At 69.7% G+C, this 22,036-nt stretch carries 24 protein-coding genes; 20 read left to right on the top strand and 4 right to left on the bottom strand.

What is annotated here, in order from left to right:
- Positions 1–73: 73 nt before the first annotated feature.
- The 13 genes from ABH928_RS01080 to ABH928_RS01020 all read left to right on the top strand — a co-directional run bounded on the left by ABH928_RS01080 (position 74) and on the right by ABH928_RS01020 (position 11,147).
- Complete coding sequence (locus tag ABH928_RS01080; RefSeq protein WP_370060882.1) at positions 74–1,447, top strand: MraY family glycosyltransferase; 1,374 nt, start codon at positions 74–76, stop codon at positions 1,445–1,447.
- Positions 1,448–1,591: 144 nt separating this feature from the next.
- The gene (locus ABH928_RS01075) at positions 1,592–2,041 is read left to right on the top strand and encodes a hypothetical protein (RefSeq protein WP_370060881.1); all 450 of its coding nucleotides are present in this window, start codon (positions 1,592–1,594) and stop codon (positions 2,039–2,041) included.
- A 187-nt stretch (positions 2,042–2,228) separates the two neighbouring features.
- A complete protein-coding gene (gene atpB, locus ABH928_RS01070) occupies positions 2,229–3,041 on the top strand; it encodes a F0F1 ATP synthase subunit A (protein ID WP_370060880.1) in 813 nt (270 codons plus the stop codon).
- Between the two features lie 81 nt (positions 3,042–3,122).
- Positions 3,123–3,380 carry an ATP synthase F0 subunit C gene (gene atpE / locus ABH928_RS01065; protein WP_370060879.1) on the top strand — a complete coding sequence of 86 codons (258 nt, stop codon included), beginning with the start codon at positions 3,123–3,125 and terminating at the stop codon, positions 3,378–3,380.
- 38 nt (positions 3,381–3,418) lie between these two features.
- The gene (locus tag ABH928_RS01060; RefSeq protein WP_370060878.1) at positions 3,419–3,970 is read left to right on the top strand and encodes a F0F1 ATP synthase subunit B; all 552 of its coding nucleotides are present in this window, start codon (positions 3,419–3,421) and stop codon (positions 3,968–3,970) included.
- Positions 3,967–4,782 carry a F0F1 ATP synthase subunit delta gene (locus tag ABH928_RS01055; RefSeq protein WP_370060877.1) on the top strand — a complete coding sequence of 272 codons (816 nt, stop codon included), beginning with the start codon at positions 3,967–3,969 and terminating at the stop codon, positions 4,780–4,782. Before ABH928_RS01060 ends, ABH928_RS01055 begins: the two co-directional genes overlap by 4 nt.
- A 149-nt stretch (positions 4,783–4,931) precedes the next feature.
- Positions 4,932–6,506: a F0F1 ATP synthase subunit alpha gene (gene atpA, locus ABH928_RS01050; protein WP_370060876.1), complete on the top strand. Its 1,575-nt coding sequence runs from the start codon at positions 4,932–4,934 to the stop codon at positions 6,504–6,506.
- Positions 6,507–6,531: 25 nt separating this feature from the next.
- Complete coding sequence (locus tag ABH928_RS01045; protein ID WP_370060875.1) at positions 6,532–7,443, top strand: F0F1 ATP synthase subunit gamma; 912 nt, start codon at positions 6,532–6,534, stop codon at positions 7,441–7,443.
- A 4-nt stretch (positions 7,444–7,447) separates the two neighbouring features.
- Positions 7,448–8,893 (top strand): F0F1 ATP synthase subunit beta, encoded by a 1,446-nt coding sequence (gene atpD / locus ABH928_RS01040; protein ID WP_370060874.1) that lies wholly within the window; start codon positions 7,448–7,450, stop codon positions 8,891–8,893.
- 112 nt (positions 8,894–9,005) lie between these two features.
- The gene (locus tag ABH928_RS01035; RefSeq protein ID WP_370060873.1) at positions 9,006–9,377 is read left to right on the top strand and encodes a F0F1 ATP synthase subunit epsilon; all 372 of its coding nucleotides are present in this window, start codon (positions 9,006–9,008) and stop codon (positions 9,375–9,377) included.
- A 159-nt stretch (positions 9,378–9,536) separates the two neighbouring features.
- Complete coding sequence (locus tag ABH928_RS01030; protein ID WP_370060872.1) at positions 9,537–9,989, top strand: DUF2550 domain-containing protein; 453 nt, start codon at positions 9,537–9,539, stop codon at positions 9,987–9,989.
- Between the two features lie 79 nt (positions 9,990–10,068).
- Entirely contained in the window at positions 10,069–10,533 is a 465-nt protein-coding gene (locus ABH928_RS01025; protein WP_370060871.1) for a MarR family winged helix-turn-helix transcriptional regulator, read from the top strand.
- A gap of 41 nt (positions 10,534–10,574) precedes the next feature.
- Entirely contained in the window at positions 10,575–11,147 is a 573-nt protein-coding gene (locus ABH928_RS01020) for a cob(I)yrinic acid a,c-diamide adenosyltransferase (protein ID WP_370060870.1), read from the top strand.
- On the opposite strand, the gene ABH928_RS01015 is transcribed toward ABH928_RS01020, so the two are convergent.
- Positions 11,144–11,590: a MarR family winged helix-turn-helix transcriptional regulator gene (locus ABH928_RS01015; RefSeq protein WP_370061845.1), complete on the bottom strand. Its 447-nt coding sequence runs from the start codon at positions 11,588–11,590 to the stop codon at positions 11,144–11,146. The genes ABH928_RS01020 and ABH928_RS01015 overlap by 4 nt on opposite strands.
- 114 nt (positions 11,591–11,704) lie before the next feature.
- Here ABH928_RS01015 and ABH928_RS01010 point away from each other — a divergent pair, with 114 nt between their 5' ends.
- Both ABH928_RS01010 and murA read left to right on the top strand, forming a co-directional pair.
- The gene (locus tag ABH928_RS01010; protein WP_370060869.1) at positions 11,705–12,574 is read left to right on the top strand and encodes an alpha/beta fold hydrolase; all 870 of its coding nucleotides are present in this window, start codon (positions 11,705–11,707) and stop codon (positions 12,572–12,574) included.
- 82 nt (positions 12,575–12,656) lie between these two features.
- Complete coding sequence (murA, locus tag ABH928_RS01005) at positions 12,657–13,934, top strand: UDP-N-acetylglucosamine 1-carboxyvinyltransferase (protein ID WP_370060868.1); 1,278 nt, start codon at positions 12,657–12,659, stop codon at positions 13,932–13,934.
- Between the two features lie 166 nt (positions 13,935–14,100).
- Here the strand turns inward: murA and ABH928_RS01000 are convergent, their stop codons facing one another.
- A complete protein-coding gene (locus ABH928_RS01000) occupies positions 14,101–14,403 on the bottom strand; it encodes a hypothetical protein (RefSeq protein ID WP_370060867.1) in 303 nt (100 codons plus the stop codon).
- 123 nt (positions 14,404–14,526) lie between these two features.
- Between ABH928_RS01000 and ABH928_RS00995 the strand changes: the two genes are divergently transcribed.
- From ABH928_RS00995 to ABH928_RS00985, 3 genes are all read left to right on the top strand, one after another.
- Positions 14,527–15,384: a 3-hydroxyacyl-CoA dehydrogenase family protein gene (locus ABH928_RS00995; RefSeq protein ID WP_370060866.1), complete on the top strand. Its 858-nt coding sequence runs from the start codon at positions 14,527–14,529 to the stop codon at positions 15,382–15,384.
- Between the two features lie 279 nt (positions 15,385–15,663).
- A complete protein-coding gene (locus ABH928_RS00990) occupies positions 15,664–16,002 on the top strand; it encodes an STAS domain-containing protein (RefSeq protein ID WP_370060865.1) in 339 nt (112 codons plus the stop codon).
- A 193-nt stretch (positions 16,003–16,195) separates the two neighbouring features.
- A complete protein-coding gene (locus tag ABH928_RS00985) occupies positions 16,196–18,637 on the top strand; it encodes an ATP-binding protein (protein ID WP_370060864.1) in 2,442 nt (813 codons plus the stop codon).
- Between the two features lie 76 nt (positions 18,638–18,713).
- Here the strand turns inward: ABH928_RS00985 and nucS are convergent, their stop codons facing one another.
- A complete protein-coding gene (gene nucS, locus ABH928_RS00980; protein ID WP_370060863.1) occupies positions 18,714–19,373 on the bottom strand; it encodes an endonuclease NucS in 660 nt (219 codons plus the stop codon).
- Positions 19,374–19,775: 402 nt separating this feature from the next.
- Here nucS and ABH928_RS00975 point away from each other — a divergent pair, with 402 nt between their 5' ends.
- Positions 19,776–20,168 carry an SCO5389 family protein gene (locus tag ABH928_RS00975; RefSeq protein ID WP_370060862.1) on the top strand — a complete coding sequence of 131 codons (393 nt, stop codon included), beginning with the start codon at positions 19,776–19,778 and terminating at the stop codon, positions 20,166–20,168.
- Between the two features lie 27 nt (positions 20,169–20,195).
- On the opposite strand, the gene ABH928_RS00970 is transcribed toward ABH928_RS00975, so the two are convergent.
- Positions 20,196–21,374 (bottom strand): LLM class flavin-dependent oxidoreductase, encoded by a 1,179-nt coding sequence (locus ABH928_RS00970; protein ID WP_370061843.1) that lies wholly within the window; start codon positions 21,372–21,374, stop codon positions 20,196–20,198.
- Positions 21,375–21,703: 329 nt separating this feature from the next.
- Between ABH928_RS00970 and ABH928_RS00965 the strand changes: the two genes are divergently transcribed.
- Complete coding sequence (locus ABH928_RS00965) at positions 21,704–22,033, top strand: ATP/GTP-binding protein (protein WP_370060861.1); 330 nt, start codon at positions 21,704–21,706, stop codon at positions 22,031–22,033.
- Positions 22,034–22,036: the final 3 nt, after the last annotated feature.

Here is a 22,036-nt window from a genome sequence, read left to right as displayed (position 1 = left end):
GACCGCTCATGGACGGGACGGCTATGCTCTGCCGATATCTCGGGGGTGTCCAGCGCAGCACAGGAGGACTCTGGTGCGTGAGTTCCTGCTGACGCTCTGTGTGACCGCGGCGGTGACCTATCTGCTGACCGGTCCGGCGAGGAAGTTCGCGATCATCGCGGGCGCCATGCCGCCGGTCCGTGACCGCGACGTGCACAAGGAGCCGACGCCACGACTCGGTGGGATCGCCATGTTCGGCGGTCTCGTCGCAGGCCTGCTCACGGCCGACCATCTGGACACCCTCAAGTACGTCTTCCAGGGCACCGGTGACGTCCCGGCGCTGCTGTCCGGCGCGACCATCATGTGGGTGCTGGGTGTGCTGGACGACAAGTGGGGTGTCGACGCGCTGGTCAAGCTCGGCGGTCAGATGGTGGCCGCGGGCGTCATGGTCTACCAGGGCCTGACCGTGCTCTGGCTGCCGATCCCCGGTGTGGGCACGTTCGCGCTGCCGGAGATGTGGGGCACCTTCATCACCGTGGCGCTGGTCGTCATAAGCGTCAACGCGGTCAACTTCATCGACGGTCTGGACGGCCTGGCGGCGGGCATGGTCTGCATCGCCGCCCTCGCGTTCTTCGTCTACGCCTACCGGCTCTGGTACGGGTACTCGGTGCCCGACGCGGCGCCGGCCGCACTGTTCAGCGTGATCCTGGTCGGCATGGTGATCGGCTTCCTGCCGCACAACTTCCACCCCGCCCGGATCTTCATGGGCGACTCCGGTGCGCTGCTGATCGGGCTGGTGCTCTCGGTCTGCATGATCTCGATCACCGGTCGTGTCGACCCCGACGTGATCACCATGCAGACGCAGAGCGGGACGGCCACCGTCCACGCGATGGTCCCCGTCTACATCGTGCTGCTGCTCCCGCTGACCGTGATCGCGATCCCGCTCGCGGACCTGATCCTGGCGGTGGTCCGCCGCACCTGGGCCGGCAAGTCGCCCTTCGCCGCGGACAAGCAGCACCTGCACCACCGCCTGCTGCAGCTCGGCCACTCCCACAGCCGCGCGGTCCTGATCATGTACTTCTGGGCGGCTCTGCTCGCCTTCGGAACCGTGGCCTTCTCGGCCAGCCGCACCGAACTGCTGGCCATCAAGGTCGCTTTGGTGCTGTGCGCGATCGGCATCCTGCTTCTGCTGCTGCCGCGCTTCCGGCCGCACGCGCCCCGGGTGGCGGAGCGCTTCCTGCCGCCGCGCTACCGGCAGAGTGCAAAGGTAAGTGATGTTCTTACCAATGGGCCGGTAAAGGAGATCGTGGACGATCCCATTCCGGTGGCATCGTCGCTGACCACGGCGGATGAGGAGCTGCTCGACCAGATCGGTACGGGCTCCCATGCGGTGGGGCACCATTCGGGCACTTCGGGACGATCCGGCTCCGGTGCAGTGCGTGTGTCAAGGAGCACACCAAGAAAGTAAAGACTGCGCCAAATAGCTTGTGATACCGTTCACGACATCGGGTGAGCTGCCGAAGGACCTTATGGGAGAAGGTCGTTCGACCCGGCTCTCCGTCCCAACCCACCCTGCTGTAACTCACGACCTCATCGCTCCGGAGCCACGACAATGTTGTCCAACGACGCCCGGATCCTTCGCGGCTGTGCCCTGGTGGCAGCACCCGTCGGAATCCTCGCGCTGGTGCTCAGCACGGTTTTCGCGGGCTCCAAGGGACTGGTCGGCGCGCTGATCGCGCTGGCCGTGGCCCTGGTGGTGTTCGGTGGTGGGTTCGCGGCACTGATGAGGCTCACTCGGGACCGTCCGCAGACGGTGCTGATGGCCGGGCTCCTGGTGTACGCGGTGCAGATGCTGCTCGCCGGCGTCTTCATCGTGGTCTTCAAGAACGCCTCGTTCTTCAACGGTCGTGCGTTCGGGTTCTCCCTGCTGGCCACCCTGCTGGCCTGGGTCGGCGGGCAGGTGTACTTCACGCTCAAGAGCAAGACCCTCTACGTGGACACCTCGGCCGGCAAGCCTGACGGGCCCCAGAGCAAGTCAGGCGGCTCGGGCAACGGGACGTAAGGCCCGCGTAAAGGTAGTACCAAGACATCTGCTATCGTCCGGATTCCGGAGCCCCCTCCCTGACCCTCGTGCGTCAGGGGAGCGAGTGGCCCCGGACAACCCGATCACGGTGCCGAACTGCGGCGGTCCTCCGTCGCGCCGACACACAAGGTTGCAGTTCTGATGCTTCACGACGAAGGAGTCAAGGGTGAGTAGCCCCTCCACGACGCTCGTTGCGAGCGGGTGTCACATCACCCCCTCTGGTTGCGGTTTCCCGGCCCCTGGGCTCGACTCCTTCAACTTCAAGCCGATCTTCAGCATCGGCAGCTTCGACTTCACGAAGCCGATGCTGCTGGCGATCATCTGCATGCTGCTGGTGATCGGCTTCTTCTGGGCCGCGTTCCGCAAGCCGAAGCTGGTCCCCACGAAGCTGCAGCTGGTCGGCGAGATCGGCTACACCTTCATCGCGCGTGGCATCGCGCGTGACGTCATCGGCAAGAAGGGCGACAAGTTCGTCCCCTTCCTGACGTCGATCTTCTTCTTCGTGTGGATGATGAACATCATGTCCATCATCCCGCTGGCCCAGTTCCCGGTGGCGTCGCGCTTCGCGTACCCGGTGGCCCTGGCCGTGCTGGTGTGGGTGACGTACATGTACCTCACCTTCAAGACGCACGGTTTCCTGGGTGGTTGGAAGCACCTGACCTACATGGAGGGTCTGCCGAAGCCCCTGGTGCCGCTGATCGTCTTCCTGGAGTTCCTCCAGAACGTCATCACGCGGCCGTTCACGCTCGCGGTGCGACTGTGGGCCAACATGTTCGCCGGCCACATGCTGATCGTCATGTTCAGTGTCGCGAGCTGGTACCTGCTGACGCCCTCGATCATGTCCGCCTTCGCCGGAGGATCGTTCGTCCTCGCCATCGGCATGACGGCCTTCGAGGTCCTGATCCAGTTCCTGCAGGCGTACATCTTCACCCTCCTCACCTCCCTCTACATCAGCGGAGCGCTCGAAGAGGGTCACTGAGACCCGCCCGCTGCTGACCACCTGAAATCTTCCGCCGGGAAGCCCCCCTGCGGATCGCATCACAAGAAGGAAGACAACAAAATGTCGACCCTCCACGGCGTCACCGAGCTCGCTGCCAACTCCATCAGCATCAAGGGCAACCTGGGCGCAGTCGCCTACGGTCTGGCCGCCATTGGCCCGGGCGTTGGTATCGGTCTCGTCTTCGGTCACTCGATCGAGGCCATGGCCCGCCAGCCCGAGGCCATGCCGATCATCCGCCAGAACATGTTCCTCGGCTTCGCCCTCTGTGAGGTTCTGGCCCTGCTCGGCCTGGTCGTTCCGTTCATCTTCTCGGCCTGAGTCGACCCCAGTAGCCACGCTCGACGAAAGGTTCAGACATGCTGACGCAGTTTCTGGCTGCGGAGGGGCCTCAGAATCCTCTGATCCCCTCCACGCCTGAACTCATCATCGGCTTTCTCGCCTTCTTCATCGTCTTCGGCGTCCTCGGCAAGAAGCTCCTGCCCAACATCCAGAAGACTCTGGAGGAGCGGCGCGACGCGATCGAGGGTGGCCTGGAGCGGGCGGCTGAGGCTCAGGCCGAGGCAACCCGCACGCTGGAGGAGTACAAGGCGCAGCTCGCCGAGGCCCGTCACGAGGCGGCCCGGATCACCGAGCACGCCCGCGAGCAGGGTTCGATGATCATCGCCGAGGCCCGCGAGGAGGCGCAGCGTCAGGCTGCGGTCACCGTCGCGCACGCCCAGGCGGAGATCGAGCGCACGCGCGGTCAGGTGACCACGCAGCTGCGCCACGACATCGGCCGTATCTCGATCGAACTGGCCGGCAAGGTGGTCGGTGAGTCCCTGGAGGACTCCGCCCGCCAGAGCCGCACCATCGACCGCTTCCTTGACGAGCTCGAAGCCAAGGCTGCGGAGTCGGCGGGTGCCAAGTGAGCGGCGCCACCCGGCAGTCCATGGCGGCCGCCCGCGAGCGACTTGAGGCGCTGACGGACCACGCGTCCGTCGACCTCGACCGCCTGGCGGACGACCTGCTGGACATCACCCGGGTGCTGGACCGCGAGGCGGGCCTGCGCCGGACCCTGACCGACCCGGCCGCGCCGGGTCAGGCCAAGGCCGACCTGGTCACCAACCTGCTGCAGGGCAAGGTCGGCGCGGACGCGATCGACCTGGTCTCCGGCATGGTCCGGTCCCGCTGGAGCGCCGGCCGCGACCTGGCGGACGCCACCGAGCAGCTGGGCGCCATGGCGCTGATCATCGGCGCCGACAAGGCCGACGCGCTCGACGAGGTCGAGGACGAGCTGTTCCGCTTCGGCCGCGTGGTCGCGAGCAACGTCGAGCTGCGCTCCGCGCTGACCGACAACGCCGCGAGCAACGAGGCCAAGGCCGCGCTGGTGCGCAACCTGCTCGACGGCAAGGCCCGGGCCGCGACCGTCGCGCTGGTCACCGTGCTGGTGACGCAGCCGCGTGGACGTAGCCTGGAGAGTGGCCTGGAGGAGTACGCCCGGCTCGCCGCCGACCGTCGCGGTCGTGTGGTGGCGTTGGTGACCTCCGCCGTGCCGCTGTCCGACGCGCAGAAGCAGCGCCTCGCCACCGCGCTGGCGTCCCTGGCGGGACGCCAGGTGCACCTGAACCTCGACGTGGACCCGGCGGTCCTCGGCGGCGTTCGGATCCAGGTCGGCGACGAGATCATCGAGGGCACCATCGCGGGTCGTCTCGACACCGCGAACCAGGGCCTGGCGGGCTGAGCCCAAGCAGCATTCCGACCCTCGGTCGGTACACAACAGAGGACGGTCAGGCCTCGCACCGCACCACCAGCGGGAACTGACCGAGAGTCGAATACTTGCGGCCCTCCATGGGCGGGCCGAGGACGCAACTAGGAGAGCAGGGAACCCAGATGGCGGAGCTCACGATCCGGCCGGAGGAGATCCGGAACGCTCTGGACAACTTCGTCCAGTCGTACCAGCCGGACGCCGCCTCGCGTGAAGAGGTCGGCACCGTCACCTTCACGGCGGACGGCATTGCCAAGGTCGAGGGCCTTCCCTCGGTCATGGCCAACGAGCTGCTGAAGTTCGAGGACGGCACCCTCGGCCTCGCGCTCAACCTCGAGGCCCGCGAGATCGGTGTCGTCGTCCTCGGCGAGTACAGCGGGATCGAGGAGGGCCAGACGGTCCGCCGCACCGGCGAGGTGCTGTCCGTCCCGGTCGGCGAGGGCTACCTCGGCCGCGTGGTGGACCCCCTCGGCACCCCGATCGACGGCCTCGGCGAGATCGAGACCCACGGCCGCCGCGCGCTGGAGCTGCAGGCTCCGGGCGTCATGGTCCGCAAGTCGGTGCACGAGCCGATGCAGACCGGCATCAAGGCCATCGACGCGATGACCCCGATCGGCCGTGGCCAGCGTCAGCTGATCATTGGTGACCGCCAGACCGGCAAGACCGCGGTGGCGATCGACACCATCATCAACCAGCGCGACAACTGGCGCTCGGGCGACCCGAAGAAGCAGGTCCGCTGCATCTACGTCGCCATCGGCCAGAAGGGCTCCACCATCGCCTCCGTGCGCGGTGCGCTGGAGGAGGCCGGTGCCCTGGAGTACACCACCATCGTCGCCGCCCCGGCGTCGGACCCGGCGGGCTTCAAGTACCTGGCCCCCTACACCGGCTCCGCCATCGGCCAGGAGTGGATGTACGACGGCAAGCACGTCCTGATCATCTTCGACGACCTGTCGAAGCAGGCCGAGGCCTACCGCGCCGTGTCCCTGCTGCTCCGTCGTCCGCCGGGCCGCGAGGCCTACCCGGGTGACGTCTTCTACCTGCACTCCCGCCTGCTGGAGCGTTGCGCCAAGCTGTCCGACGAGCTCGGCGCCGGCTCGATGACCGGTCTGCCGATCATCGAGACCAAGGCCAACGACGTCTCGGCGTACATCCCGACCAACGTCATCTCCATCACCGACGGCCAGTGCTTCCTGGAGTCCGACCTGTTCAACGCCGGCATCCGCCCGGCCGTGAACGTCGGTATCTCGGTCTCCCGCGTCGGTGGCTCCGCGCAGATCAAGGCCATGAAGTCGGTGGCCGGTCGCCTCCGTCTGGACCTGGCCCAGTACCGCGAGCTGGAGGCGTTCGCCGCCTTCTCCTCCGACCTGGACGCCGCGTCGAAGGCGCAGCTGGAGCGCGGTGCGCGCCTGGTCGAGCTGCTGAAGCAGGGCCAGTACCAGCCGTTCCCGGTCGAGGAGCAGGTCGTCTCAATCTGGGCCGGCACCACCGGTCAGCTGGACGAGGTCCCGGTCGCGGACGTGCGCAAGTTCGAGCGTGAGTTCCTGGACTACCTGCGCCGCGAGCACAAGGGCGTCCTGACCACCATCGTCGAGACCCAGAAGCTCGAGGACGGCACGATCGAGTCCCTGGTCGACGCGATCACCGCGTTCAAGCGCGAGTTCACCACCCACACCGGTGCGCTGCTCGGCGAAAACGCCTGACGAGACGGAAAGGACGTAACGACCCATGGGAGCACAGCTTCGGGTCTACAAGCGCCGGATCCGCTCTGTCACCGCGACGAAGAAGATCACCAAGGCGATGGAGATGATCTCCGCGTCGCGCATCATGAAGGCGCAGCGCGCGGTGGCCGCCTCCTCCCCGTACGCGACCGAGCTCACCCGTGCGGTGACCGCGGTGGCGACGCGATCGAACGCCAAGCACCCGCTGACCCAGGAGCCCGTCGACGCCACCCGCGCCGCCGTGCTCGTGGTGACCGCGGACCGCGGTCTGGCCGGTGGTTACTCCAGCAACGCCATCAAGGCGGCGCTGGAGCTGACCCGCCGGCTCCAGTCCGAGGGCAAGGCCGTCGACACGTACATCATCGGCCGCAAGGGCGTCAGCTACTACGGGTTCCGTGACCTCAAGGTCACGGGCTCGTGGGTCGGGTTCTCCGACAAGCCGACGTACCAGGACGCCAAGGAGGCGTCCGCGGCCCTGATCGACGCGTTCGTGACGGAGACGTCCGACGGAGGCGTGGACGAGCTCCACATCGTCTCGACGGAGTTCGTCTCGATGCTCACCCAGAACCCGGTGGAGGCCCGCCTCCTGCCGCTGTCCCTGGCTGAGACCGAGGCCACCGCCGAGGCGGAGGGACCGTTCCCGCTCTACGACTTCGAGCCGTCGGCCGAGGGTGTCCTCGACGCCCTGCTGCCGCGGTACGTGGAGAGCAGGATCTACAACGCGCTGCTGCAGTCGGCTGCTTCCGAGCACGCCGCCCGCCGCCGCGCGATGAAGAGCGCGACCGACAATGCGGGCGAGCTCATCAAGTCGCTCACGCGACTCGCCAACACGGCCCGCCAGGCCGACATCACCCAGGAAATCAGCGAGATCGTCGGTGGCGCGAGCGCCCTGGCCGACGCGACCGCGGGGAGTGACTGATCACATGACTACCACTGTAGAGACGGCCTCGGCGACGGGCCGCGTCGCGCGGGTCATCGGCCCGGTCGTCGACGTGGAGTTCCCCGTCGACGCCATGCCGGACATGTTCAACGCACTGCACGTCGAGGTCGACGCGCCGGACGGCACCGGCAAGAAGACCCTGACGCTGGAGGTCGCGCAGCACCTGGGCGACGGGATGGTCAAGGCCATCTCGATGCAGCCCACCGACGGCCTGACCCGTGGCGCCGCTGTCTCCGACACCGGCTCCGCGATCTCGGTGCCGGTCGGCGACATCACCAAGGGCAAGGTCTTCAACGCCCTCGGCGAGGTGCTGAACGCGGACAAGGCCGAGTTCAACGCCCAGGTCACCGAGCGCTGGCCGATCCACCGCAAGGCGCCCAACTTCGACCAGCTCGAGTCGAAGACCGAGATGTTCGAGACCGGCATCAAGGTCATCGACCTGCTCACCCCGTACGTCACGGGTGGCAAGATCGGTCTGTTCGGTGGTGCCGGTGTCGGCAAGACCGTTCTGATCCAGGAGATGATCTACCGCGTCGCCGAGAACTTCGGTGGTGTGTCGGTGTTCGCCGGTGTCGGCGAGCGCACCCGTGAGGGCAACGACCTGATCCACGAGATGGTGGACTCGGGCGTTCTGGACAAGACCGCGCTGGTCTTCGGTCAGATGGACGAGCCGCCGGGCACGCGTCTCCGCGTCGCCCTGTCCGCGCTGACCATGGCGGAGTACTTCCGCGATGTGCAGGGCCAGGACGTGCTGCTCTTCATCGACAACATCTTCCGGTTCACCCAGGCCGGTTCCGAGGTGTCGACCCTGCTCGGCCGGATGCCCTCCGCGGTGGGTTACCAGCCGAACCTGGCCGACGAGATGGGTCTCCTCCAGGAGCGCATCACCTCGACCCGCGGTCACTCGATCACCTCGATGCAGGCGATCTACGTCCCCGCCGACGACCTGACCGACCCGGCCCCGGCCACCACCTTCGCCCACCTCGACGCGACGACGGTTCTCTCCCGTCCGATCTCGGAGAAGGGCATCTACCCGGCCGTGGACCCGCTGGACTCCTCGTCCCGCATCCTCGACCCGCGGTACATCTCGGCCAACCACTACGACACCGCTGTGCGTGTCAAGGGGATCCTGCAGAAGTACAAGGACCTCCAGGACATCATCGCGATCCTCGGTATGGACGAGCTGTCCGAAGAGGACAAGGTCACCGTCAACCGGGCGCGCCGCATCGAGCGCTTCCTGTCGCAGAACACCTACGTCGCCAAGCAGTTCACCGGCGTCGACGGCTCCACCGTGCCGCTGTCCGAGACGATCGACGCGTTCAACGCGATCGCGGACGGCAAGTACGACGGCGTGCCGGAGCAGGCGTTCTTCATGTGCGGTGGCATCGAGGACCTCGAGCGCAACGCCGCCGAGCTGGCCAAGAAGTAATCGCTGCAGGTGAGGGGGCGGCCCGACCGCTGGTTGGGTCCGCCCCTTTCCCACCCGTTATTCTTTCCCCACTCCCGTCTTTCGGCGGGGGGCAGAGACCGAGGAGCCCACGGTGGCTGAGCTGCACGTCGAGCTGGTCGCGGCCGACCGAAAGGTCTGGTCGGGCGAGGCCACGATCGTCCTTGCCCGTACCAAGTCCGGTGACATCGGCATCCAGCCGGGGCACACCCCGGTCCTGGGCGCGATGGACACCCAGCCGGTGACCATCCGCCAGGCGGACGGCACCACGGTGATCGCCGCGGTGCACGGCGGCTTCCTGTCCTTCGCGGACAACAAGCTGTCGATCCTGGCAGAGGTCGCGGAGCTGGCCGACGAGATCGACGTCGACCGCGCCGAGCGGGCCCTGTCCTCGGCCAAGGCCGAGAGCGAGGCGGCGGCGCAGCGTCGTGCGGAGGTCCGGCTCTTCGCGGCCACCGGCCGCTGAGGCGCTTGGCGCTTTCGCTCGACACGAGCTCTACCGGCAGTCCCGGGGCACCGAGGGTGACCCCGGGACTGCTGTATCAGTTGTGCAGAACGTGAAGGACCTGCTGGACGCGTAGGACGCCGCCGACCCCGGGACGGGTCGGCGAGGAGGGAGCCGGGCATGGTGCTCGCGGTGGTGACCGTCATCGCGGTACTGCTGGTCTGCCTGCTCGGGCTGGGGGCCTTCGCAGTGCGGAGACGCCTGATCCAGCGACCGGGTGGCACCTTCGACTGTTCGGCGCGGCTGAACGCGCCTTCTGCGGAGGGTACTGAGGCAGAGGGCAAGGGGTGGATCTTCGGGATCGCCCGGTACAACAACGACTCGGTGGAGTGGTTCCGGGTCTTCAGCTACGCGCCGCGTCCGCGGCGGGTGCTGGAACGTTCGCAGATCGAGGTCCTGGAGCGGCGCACGCCCGCCGGGCAGGAGGAGCTGGCACTGCTCTCCGGCGCGGTCGTCCTGGTCTGCACGCACGCCGGCGAGCCGCTGGAGCTCGCGATGAGCGAGGACGCCCTGACGGGTTTCCTCGCGTGGCTGGAGGCGGCGCCTCCAGGCCAGCGGGTCAACGTCGCCTAGAACATTTCGCCGGCGGACGTTGCGCCCCTGAGCACTTGCCTGGTTCCTCGCCTGCGGAATCCCCGCCTAGACTTCCTTCATGGAGCAGGTGAGCCTGGACACGCTCGTGTCGCACGACGGGGTCGTGCTGTGGGGCCTGCTCGGGAACGTGTACCGGTTGATCAACGACCGGTTGCATGAGGACATCCACGACGCCACCGGCCTCGACGGCTCGGAGTTCGAGTTCCTGCTGCGGCTCGCCCGCTTCCCCGCGGCGCGGGGGATGGCCACGCGGGTCGGGGAGCGGATGGGGTTCACCTCCGCCGGGACGACCAAGCTGGTGGCGCGCTTGGAGCGCAAGGGGCTGATCGAGCGGACCAGGGACCCCGACGACGGGCGGGCCTATCTCGTCGCGCTGTCGCTGCGCGGTGAACGCCTGCTCCGGAAGGGGCTCACGGCGCACGTCCCGCGCCTGGACGACGAGGTGCTCGGGCACCTGACCCCCGCCCAGCAGCGGCAGTTGCACTCCCTGCTCAGCCGTCTCGACCCGACGCTGCGCCCCTGAACCGCCGAAGTACCGATTCCCCCGGGCGATAGGCTCCGGACATGGTCAACCTCACCCGCATCTACACCCGCACCGGCGACGACGGCACCACCGCGCTGGGCGACATGAGCCGCACCCGGAAGACCGACACGCGTCTCGCCGCCTACGCGGACTCCAACGAGGCCAACGCCGCCATCGGCGTCGCCATCGCCTGCGGCGGTCTGGACGCGGACGTGGCAGCGGTGCTGACGCGTGTTCAGAACGACCTCTTCGACGTGGGCGCGGACCTGGCCACGCCGGTTGCTCCGGACCCGAAGTACCCGCCGCTGCGCGTGCTGCAGACGTACATCGACCGGTTGGAGGAGGACTGCGACCGGTTCAACGCCGATCTGGAGAAGCTGCGCAGCTTCATCCTCCCGGGCGGGACGCCGGGTGCGGCGTACCTGCATGTGGCGTGCACGGTCGTCCGCCGCGCCGAGCGCAGCACCTGGGCGGCGATCGAGGAGTACGGCGACGGCATCAACCCGCTGACCGCCAAGTACCTCAACCGGCTCTCGGACCTGCTGTTCATCCTGGCGCGCACGGCCAACAAGGCGGTCGGCGACGTGCTCTGGGTGCCGGGCGAGAACCGCTAACCCTGACCGGGTTCCGGCGCGGCGGGGTCGGGCTCTTCGCCGAAGAGGGCCAGCATCCGGCTCAACACCCGTACGCACGCGGTCAGTTCGGCGTCCGTCAGGTCGCCGGCCAGCTGGCGCAGGAGGGCGTACTCGTGCCCGGTCACGGCCGTGATCGCCGCGCTGCCGCTCTCGGTGAGCCGGATCAGCGAGGAGCGCTGGTGGGCGGGGTTGGGGATGGCCTCGACGAAACCCTGTGCGGCGGCGTCATTGACCATGCGCTGGACGAACTGACGGCTGAGCGACTGGGCGCGGCCCATCTGCGGGACGGTCATCGGGCCGTTCTCGCGCAGCAGGTCGAGCACGGCGCGGACGCCGACGGAGAGCCCCTCCGTCGGAGCGTCCTGCTCGATCCGGCGCTGGACCCGCCGGTAGAGCGGGCCGACCAGGCCGAACACCTCCATGAGGCGTTCGGGCAGTTCGTCGGGGGAGAGGATGCGGTCGGGCACGGCTTCATGATGACACACGACATGACACCTCGGTTGCCATAGTGCTCCAACTGTGACACCTTGGTTGTCATGACTGAGACCTCGATCTCTTCGGTGTCCCGTGACGCAACCCGTGACGCATCCCCTGACACGCACTCCTTCGACTCCGGCGACGGTGACCTCGTCTACCGCGACTCCGGGCCGCCGGACGGGCAGTTGGTCGTGCTGCTGCACACCGGCTTCGTCGACCGCACCCAGTTCGACAACCTCGTCCCGGGCCTCGCCGCCCAGGGCTACCGCGTCGTCGCCCCCGACGCGCGCGGGCACGGCGACTCCGCCAACGCCTCGCGGCCGTTCCGCTTCACGGACGACCTCGCCGCGCTGCTGCGCCACCTCGACGCCGGTCCGGCGGTGCTGGTCGGAGTCTCCATGGGCGCGCTGATCGCGAGCGACACCGCGCTCGAACACCCGGAGCTGGTCCGGGCGTTGGTCACCAGCGGCTACGGCCTCGGCGACCATGACGCGGGCGACCCCTGGTTCGTCGAGCGCCAGGCGGCGCAGAGCGACGCGCTCGCGCGCGGGGACATCCCGGCGTGGATGGACGTCTTCCTCGACTGGGTTCCCGGGCCCGACCGCGCGCTCACCGACGTCGACCCCGCCATTGTCCGTCAGGTCCGGGAGATGTCCGTCCGGACGCTGATGAAGCACACGCCGGACGAGCCCGACCACGCGGTGTGGGTGACCGGCAAGGAGGAGCGCGCCCACGAGCTGACGCTGCCCGTGCTGGCGGTCAACGGCGGTTTCGACTGCGTCGGTGTGCGCCGCTCCGTCGCGCGGATGGTCGCGGCCGTCCCCGACGGCCGCGCGGTGGATCTCCCCGACTCAGGCCACTACACGACGATGGAGCGGCCGGAGGAGTTCACCCGGATCCTGGTCGACTTCCTCGGGCAGCTGGACTGAGCAGCCCGAACCGGGCGACACCGACATCACGCGTCACTCTTCCGGCCGAGCGCGCGACGGGCGCCACGTACGATGCCTGACCATGGAACGGTTCCGGGTGGTCGGTGGCACGCGGCTCGTCGGGCGGGTGCGCGTGCCGGGTGCGAAGAACAGCGCGCTCAAGCTGATGGCGGCGACGCTGCTTGCCGAGGGCGAGTTCAGGATCGGCAATCTGCCCCGGATCCTGGACGTCGAGATCATGGCTGAGCTGCTGCGACGGCTCGGCTGCCAGGTGCAGCTGGAGTGGGAGGACATCCAGGGCGGCACGGCCGTGATCAGCGTGCCGGGGGAGATCGGTTACGAGGCCGACTACGACCTGGTCCGCCGGTTCCGCGCCTCCATCGCCGTGCTCGGGCCGCTGCTCGCCCGCTGCGGGCAGGTGCGGGTCGCCCGGCCGGGCGGGGACGCGATCGGCTCGCGCGGCCTGGACATGCACATCGACGGCCTGACCCGGCTGGGCGCCAGGATCGCCACCGAGCACGGGTTCCTGGTGGCGGAGGCGCTCTCCGGCAGGCTGGTCGGCGCCTCGGTGGAGTTGGACTTCCCGAGCGTGGGCGCGACCGAGAACATCCTGATGGCAGCGGTGCTGGCCAAGGGCGACACGGTCATCGACAACGCCGCCCGCGAGCCGGAGATCGTCGACCTCTGCGAGATGCTGCAGGCGATGGGCGCGAAGATCGGCGGCGCGGGTTCGTCGACGATCGAGGTGCAGGGCGTGGACCGGCTCTACCCGGTCGCCTACGACACCGTCCCGGACCGGATCGTGGCCGGGACCTTCGGCGTCGCGGCGGCGATGACCATGGGCGACGTCCGGGTCGACCACGCCCGCCCGGAGCATCTGCGCATCGCGCTGGACAAGCTCGCCGCGGCGGGAGCCGAGATCAGCGCGGACCCGGTGGGCTTCCGGGTGGTGATGACACGCCGTCCGCGCTCCGTGGACGTGGTGACGCTGCCGTACCCGGGGTTCGCGACGGATCTGCAGCCGCAGTTCGCGGCGATGAACGCGGTCGCGGAGGGCACGGCGATGATCACCGAGAACATCTTCGAGGCGCGCTTCGTCTTCCTCCAGGAGCTGGCCCGCTTGGGCGCGGAGGTGCGCACCGACGGCCACCACGCGGTCCTGCGCGGCGTCGACCGGTTGTCCGGTGCGCCGGTGGTCTCCTCCGACGTGCGGGCAGGCGCGGGCCTGGTCCTGGCCGGGCTCGTCGCGGACGGCGAGACGGTGGTCTCGGGGATCCACCACATCGACCGCGGATACGCGGGCTTCGCCGAGCAGTTGACCGCGCTGGGCGCGACGATCACGCGCGAGCACGAGTCATAGGGGAAGTTGCAGGTTCCTCAGGGGCGCGGGGCACTGCTGATCTGCGGCTCCGCCGCGTGGGCGCGCCAACCCACCCACGCGGGTTGAGCGCCGAACGTTCAGGGCCATCCGCACGGGGTGGCTTCTCGCGCAGTTCCCCGCGCCCCTGGAGATTGCACCGTCCCTCTCACCGCAGCGTCCGGCGGGCCCGTTCCACGTCGTCCTCCCAGACCATGACGCGGGGGCCGGACGTGGTGTCCACGATCGTGTGCCGGATGCCCGCCTCGTCCAGCCGTGCGCCCAGCACCAGCGCCTCCTCGGTGTCGGCCGGCGCAGCCACCGGCACCAGCAGGCCGTAGTCGTCCGGGCGGCCGGACCTCGGCTCGCGCTGAGCGAGGGAGCGGCCACGTCCCCAGGTCCAGCGCAGCAGCAGCATCAGGACCCCGACCACGAGAAACGGGGCCAGCAGGCGCAGGGTGAGCGCGATCACGCTCCCATTCTGCTTCGGACGGCCGTGAAGTGTGTAGATTCCTGCCAGGCACGACGCCGTGCGCGGGCGATCCTCGCTGCGCGGATGCGCTGCCGCGGACACCACTACGACACGGAGGACACCGTGACCAGCAGCATCGCCGTCGTCGGAGCCGGGCTTATGGGTTCCGGAATCGCCCAGGTCTCGGCTGTCGCCGGACATGACGTGGTGCTGCGGGACGTCACCGACGCGGCCCTCGAGCGCGGCCTCACCGGCATCCGGGACAGCTACGCCCGCTTCGTCAGCAAGGGCAGGATGACCCAGGAGGCCATGGACGCCGCCCTCGCCCGGATCACCACGACCACCGACCTCGGCGCGGCCGGGAACGCGGACATCATCGTCGAGGCGGTCTTCGAGCAACTGGACGTCAAGGAGGGCGTCTTCCGCGAGCTCGACAAGATCGCCAAGCCGGGCGCGGTGCTCGCCACCAACACCTCGGCGATCCCGATCACCCGCATCGCGGCCGTGACGGAGCGTCCGGAGGACGTCGTCGGCGTCCACTTCTTCTCGCCGGTGCCGATGATGCAGCTGGTCGAGCTGGTGCGCGGCTACAAGACCAGCGACGCCACCCTGGCCACGGTCCGCGCCTACGCCGAGGGCATCGGCAAGACCTGCGTCGTCGTCAACCGGGACGTGGCGGGCTTTGTGACGACCCGCCTGATCACCGCGCTGGTGGTCGAGGCCGTCAAGCTCTACGAGTCCGGCGTCGCCAGCGCGGAGGACATCGACACCGCCTGCCGTCTCGGCTTCGGCCATGCGATGGGCCCGCTGGCCACCGCGGACCTGACCGGCGTCGACATCCTGCTGCACGCCGCGCACAACATCTACGACGAGACCCAGGACACCAAGTTCGCCGCGCCGGAGATCATGGCGCGCATGGTGACCGCGGGCGACCTCGGTCGCAAGAGCGGCCAGGGCTTCTACCCCTACGGCGACAAGTAGGACCGCTCCGCACGCGTGCGGAAGTGTGACGTGGGCCCCAGGTGAGCTGTCTCACCTGGGGCCCCATCAGCACTGGGGATCCTCGATAATCAAACGAACATCCGGTCGACTGACGTGAAGCGCGGACATCCTTCACCCGGATGAGTGATTTCCTTTCAGATCTCGCCGTGGCCAGCAACTTGCTCGCCTGTCGTTGCGTCAGATGGAGGGGGTCACCTGTGAGAAGTCACCGGCGGACACCTCGGTGACCCGGTATCCACGAGAGCGAGGGGAGCCCGCATGCTGATCCGCGGTGACCACGGTCACCTCGCCGTCGAGGGCGAGCTCGACGTGCGCTCCGCCGCCGATGCCCGCACCGCGCTGCACCGCGCCGTGGACGACGGAGCGGGCGATCTCGTGCTCGACCTGAGCGGCCTGTCGTCCTGGGACGCGACCGGGCTGGGCGTGATCATGGGTACCCACCGCCGTGCCGGACGTTACGGCCGCCGCCTGGTGCTGCGCGGCGTCCCGCTGCAGCTGCAGCGACTGCTGGTGGCCACGCGGCTGCACCGGATCCTCGCGATCGAGAGCTACCACCCGGCGTCCGCGGTCGAGCCGCTGCCGGTGTCCATCCCATAACGGTCCGAGGGCCGCTCTCCCCAGGGTTCACTTCCGTACCGCAGAATGACCCCCGCAGAGCGCCTTGTGTCGGCGCGGACGGGGCCGGAAGAGGATCATGAGCGAAACGACAGGCCACCACTCCGCAGGCATATCCGGCGGGGAACTGGTGCCCAGAGGTACACCCGGCGCGGTCGCACCGTATACGGGCGGTTTGTCCGTCGCGGGTGGAGCGCTCGGCTCCGGCGAGCCGCTCCCTGACGGACGCCGACGTACCGGCGACGTCGTCGCAGGCGACCTGCTGCTGACCGTCAACGGCCCCGAGGGCTCCGCCGTCGAGCCGCTGCCCGAGCACCGCCGCCCGCAGCCGCCGACGCCGCTGGGCGACGCCCACGGCCCCGTCCGCTACGCGGCCGGCGGACTGCTGGAGCGCGAGGAGCAGTGCGCACGGCTCCGGGAACTGCTCGTCCAGGGCCGCTCGGTCCGGCTGACCGGCCCGCACGGCTCCGGACGCAGCGCCGTGCTGGAGGCCGTCGCCGCCTCGTGCTCCGGGCTGCTGCCCGGCGGCGTGGTCCGGCTGAGCGCCTACCGCAAGCCGCTCGGCGACCTGCTCCAGGACCTCTACGCCGCGCTCGGCGGCGCCCCCGGCCACCGGCCCACCCGTCGTGAGCTGCCGCAGCTGCTGGCCGGCCACCGGGCCGCCGTCCTCGTCGACGACGTCGACTTCGGCGGCGAGGCGCTGGACGAGCTGATGCTCGCCGCTCCCGACTGCTCCTTCCTGATCGCGGCCACCCCCGACGCCCCCACGCCCACGGCCGGCGCACCCGTCGAGGAGTCGCGGCTCACCGGCCTGAGCCGGGCGGGCTGCCTGGCGCTGCTGACCAAGCTGGCGTGCCGCTCCCTGGACGAGAGCGAGCGGGCCTGGGCGGTGGACCTCTGGTTCGAGTCCGAGGGCCTCCCACTGCGCTTCGTCCAGGCCGCCGCGCTGCTGCGCCACCGCGAGCTGGCCATCGACGCGCTCGCGGGCGGACTGGTCGACCTCGACGAGGACCCCGTGCCGCTGCCGTCGGTCGCCGAGAGCGCCGCGCCCGCGGCCCGGATCGCCAGGGGCCTCTCCGAGCCGACGCGGGCCGTGCTCCGGCTCGCCGCGGCGCTCGGCGGCGACTTCCCGACCCCGCCGCACCTGCCCGCGCTGGTCGACGTCGGCCACGGCGAGGCGGCCCTGGAGGAGTTGGTCGAGGCCGGTCTGGCCGAGGAAGTTCCCGGCGGCACGCACCGCCTGGTCGAGGGCACCGCCGCGCTGCTGGCGGGGGAGTGGCCCGAGACCGGAGTCCGTGATGCCGCGCAGCACTTCGCCTGGTGGACCGGGCACGCCGCGGTGACGGAGACTCAGATCGCGATCGAGTCCGAGGTGCTGCTCGCTGTGCTGCGCACCGACCAGGAGGCCGGACGGCACGAGCAGGTGGTTCTGCTCGCCCGCGCCTGCGCGCCCGCCTTCGGGTTGGCGCTGCGCTGGGGCGCCTGGGAGCGGGCGCTGCGCCACGGTCTGGAGTCCGCGCGGGCGACCGGCTCGGTGGCCGAAGAAGCCTGGTTCCACCACGAGTTGGGCGTGCTGACCTTCTGCGCGGGAGCCTACGAGCGCTCGCGTGCCGAGCTTGAGGCCTCCGTCGCCCTGCGCGGCGCCCTCGCCGACGCGCGCGGCACCGCCAACGGCCGCCACGTGCTGGAGTTGCTCGACCAGGCCGCCGTCATCACCGGCGCCACCGCTGTCGGCGGAGCGCGCCTGCGCGGCGGCCGGGAGGACGGCCTGCGCCGCCTCGCCGCGTTCGCGACGCGGCGCACCGTCGGGGCCACCGAGCGCCGCGAGGGTCAGGCGACGCGGCGTCAGCTCATGCTGGCGGGCGGCAGCGTGGTGCTGATGGGCCTGCTCGGTGCGGGCGCGGCCGTGGGGCTGCACGTCTTCGACGGCGGCTCCGGCAAGGGGCAGAGCGTCGACGTCGCCCCGGCCGGTCGTCCCAGCGCGACGCCGACCCTGCCGGACCTCGGTGGTCCCGGCTCGCCGTCCGCCTCCGGCACGACCTCCTCGTCGGCCAAGGCGTCCCCGTCGAAGTCGACGACCGCCTCGCCGAGTTCCAGCGCGTCCAGCCCCTCGCTCTCCCCGTCGGCTCCGGGCGTGACCCAGCCGCCGAACTCCCCGCCCGCCACGCACGGTGGCTCGGGCGGTACCACGGGCGGGTCCACCGGCGGTTCCAGCGGCGGCAGTTCGGGGGGCACCACGGGTGGCACAACCGGTGGCAGTACCGGTGGCAGTACCGGTTCGACGGGGGGCAGCACGGGTTCCACCGGCGGGTCGACCGGAGGCACGTCGGGCGGTACGACGGGCACGCCTACGGGCGGTACGACGGGCGGCACGACCGGTGGCAGCACCGGGAGCACCGGTTCGACGGGGGGCAGCACGGGTTCCACCGGCGGGTCGACCGGCACGACCGGTGGCACGTCGGGCGGGTCGACCGGCTCGCCCTCGCCCGGCGGGAGCGCCGCGGCCGTCCCGGCGAGCCAGTCGGCCACGGCGTCCGGCCCGGTAGCGAGCAGCTCGGCGGCGAGCAGCCCGGCGACGAGTGGCTCAGCCGGGACGTCCTCCCCGACCGCTGGCTAGGTGGTGTTGAGAACCCCCGCCAGGCCTGCGGGGGTTCCAGAACATGGCCTGGTCGACGACACCTGCTGATCCGGGATCAGAACAGCTTGAGCTTGTCGTCCTCGATGCCGCGCAGCCCGTCGTAGTCCAGGACCACGCAGTCGATGCCGCGGTCGTTGGCCAGCACCCGGGCCTGGGGCTTGATCTGCTGTGCGGCGAAGATGCCCTTCACCGGGGCCAGCAGCGGGTCACGGTTGAGCAGTTCGAGATAGCGGGTGAGCTGCTCGACGCCGTCGATCTCGCCGCGACGCTTGATCTCGACCGCGACGGTGGTGCCCTCCGCGTTGCGGCAGAGGATGTCGACCGGACCGATCGCCGTCATGTACTCCCGGCGGATCAGCGACCAGCCCTCGCCGAGGACCTCCATCCGGTCGGCGAGGAGCTCCTGGAGGTGGGCCTCGACGCCGTCCTTGATCAGGCCCGGGTCCACGCCGAGTTCGTGCGAGGAGTCGAGCATGACCTCTTCGAGGGTGATGATCAGCTTTTCGCCGGCCTTGTTCTCCACCGTCCAGCGGCCGTCCTCCTCCTTGAGCGTGCAGGGCGGGGACATCCAGTTGAGCGGCTTGTAGGCGCGGTCGTCGGAGTGCACGGCGACACTTCCGTCCGACTTGACCAGGATGAGCCGAGGGGCGGACGGCAGGTGGGCGGTGAGCCGGCCTGCGTAGTCGACGGAGCAGCGGGCAATGACGAGACGCACGGCCGACCACGCTAGCCCACGAAGGCCATTCGAAGCGATTCCACGCCAAACCCGCGAACGCGCGATCTGCCGGAACCACCGGCGTACGCGGGCGCGTTGTCACGGTCGAGTACCGGCGACTACGCAGAGCACGCGCCGTGTGACAGTCGGATCACCACAACTGTGGCTTGATCCTTTCGCCGCACTCTGGTGCCACTGTGTATCACCCCTTACGGTGAGTCACGGACACTCAGGGTAGGGAGATTGCCACATTCCGCTCCCTACCCGGCCGTTCCCTGGGACGCTGGTGAGTACGCCTTTCCGCCGGAGCTGTGGCGGGAGAGCGGACTGAGCAACCACCGTCCACTCTGCACCACCCCTCCGCGGCGGCCCGTTCGCGGAGGCACTGCGAGAGGAGAACCCATGTCGCTCGACGTCTCACCGGCCCTGCTCGAAAAGGCCGAGCGAGGCGAGGTCGACGAGAGGGAATTCGTCGACTGCGTCCGTACCTCCCTGCCCTACGCCTGGGACCTGATCAGCTCGCTGGTCGTCCAGCAGCAGGTCGACGGCAGTGAGTTCGCCGACAACCAGGTGCCCCCGCCTTCCGAGCAGGCCCGCGGCCAGCTGCTGCGCGCCATGGCGAGCAACGCGATCAGGGGCGCCCTGGAGCGGCACTTCGGTGTCCGGCTCGCATTCCAGAACTGCCACCGGGTCGCCGTCTTCCCGCCGGGGCCGGAGTCCGACAACCGGTTCGAGAAGTTCACCTCGATCCGCGCGCAGGTACTCAACCAGTCCGAGGTGTTGCGGGACTGCTGAAGACGTTCGGGGGCGGATCTGATCAAGTCAATTCTGCGGAAGCTGGGGGAGGACTTCCGCGCCCAGCCGGGCGATGTTGCCGATCGTCTCGGCCCGGTCGCCGGAGCCCTCCACCAGCAGGGCGAAGCGTCGAATACCCGTGCGCTCGTGCGTGGCCGACAGCCTGTCGGCGCAGAGTTGCGCGGTGCCCACCGCGTGCAGATCGCACAGGAGCTCGGTGTACTGCTCCGGGTCGCGCATCCGGCGCTCCCGTCCGTCGACCGTCCGGTGCGCGCCCAGGCCGTACTGGAAGAAGCCGGGCATGGAGCGCATCAGCTGCGCCCGTGCCTCCGCAGTGCTGTCGCCGACCTGGGCCACTCCGGCGGCGACGTGCTCAGCCTCGACCCGAGCGACCTGGTCGGGTGAACGGCCCGCCTCCAGGGCGGCGTTGCGGTAGGCGGCGATCATCTCCGCCTTGTCCTCGTCCCCGGAGTGCATGCCCAGCAGCATCGGCAGGCCCCGCTGCGCCGCCAGCCGGACCGAGCCGAGAGAGGTGCAGGCGACCACCACGGGCGGCCCCCCGACCGCCCGTGGTGCCGCCATCGCCGTCGGCGCCTCCGCGTACGCCTCCGTGTGGGCGTCGGGGTACGCGTCGGCATAGGCGTGCTGACCGACCGTCGGGCGCTGGCGCTGCGACGTCACCGGGTGCAGCGGCTGGATCGGGGTGAGCGGTTGCTCGGTCGCCCGCGGCACGACCGGCACCTCGGGGAAGGAGTAGCGCGGACCTGACGCGCCGACCCGCGAGGAGCGCAGCCAGCGCAGCAGCAGGTCGAGCGACTCGGGGAAACCCGACTCGTAGGCCTCCGCCCCGCCCCCGAAGACGGACAGGTCGATCCACGGTCCGCCCCGGCCGACGCCGAGGGTGAACCGCCCGCCCGAGGTGAGGTGGAGCAGCGCGGCCTGCTCGCCCAGCCGCACCGGATGGTGCGTCGGCAGCACGCTGACCGCCGTGCCGACCCGGATCCGGCGCGTCCGGCCCAGCAGCAGACCCGCCAGCGTCGCGGCGTCGGGGCAGACTCCGTACGGGACGAAGTGGTGCTCGGCGAGCCAGACGCTGTCCAGGCCCGCCTGCTCGGCCGCTATCGTGGCGGAGACGGTGCGTTCCAGGGATTCGGCGTGGCTCTGGCCGGGGAACTGCGCCGAGAGCAGGAACGCTCCGGCGGTGATCCCGGCCGGCGCGCGCCGGGCTGTCCGCTGCCTCGGTAGCCGGTACGGCGCGAGAGTCGGGACGGCGCTGGCGTGCACGGCGGACATGGAATCAACTCCTTGGCATCGCGGGAAACTTCGATCCCGCAGCTACCACTGGAGTAACTCACGTCATGTGCCACGGGCACAGCGAAAGCTGCCACTCGGCGCGATAACGGGTGGAATTGGCATCGGCCTCTGGCAGGATCCGGGACCCTGTGGTAGAGGGCCTTCGACACCGGAATCGGGCCATGACGCACCGGTTCCACTACCCTGTGAGGCACCAGCATGCCGTCCAGCAAGGGGGAATCGTGTCTCCTCGACGAAGTCGTCCCCGAGGGGACGAACGACAGAATCCCCGTGCGATTTCCGGCGGCCACTGGATGGAGCAGACCGAGGACTTCGGCGGCGAGGAGTGGCAGGTCCGGTCCGTCGCAGGCGACAGCGGCAAGTCCTACCGCTGCCCCGGATGCGACCAGGAGATCCCGCCCGGCGTCGGGCATGTGGTCGCCTGGCCCGCCCAGTCGATGGGCGCGGCCGGGGGAGTCGACGACCGCCGCCACTGGCACCGCGCCTGCTGGACGGCACGCGAACGCCGCGGCGCGAACGTGATCCGCGGCCGCGGCGCTCCCCGGTACTAGCCC

Origin of the sequence: Streptacidiphilus sp. MAP5-3 (assembly GCF_041262505.1) — a bacterium.
Taxonomy (GTDB): Bacteria; Actinomycetota; Actinomycetes; order Streptomycetales; family Streptomycetaceae; genus Streptacidiphilus.
This window is presented reverse-complemented; position numbering and strand designations above follow the sequence as displayed.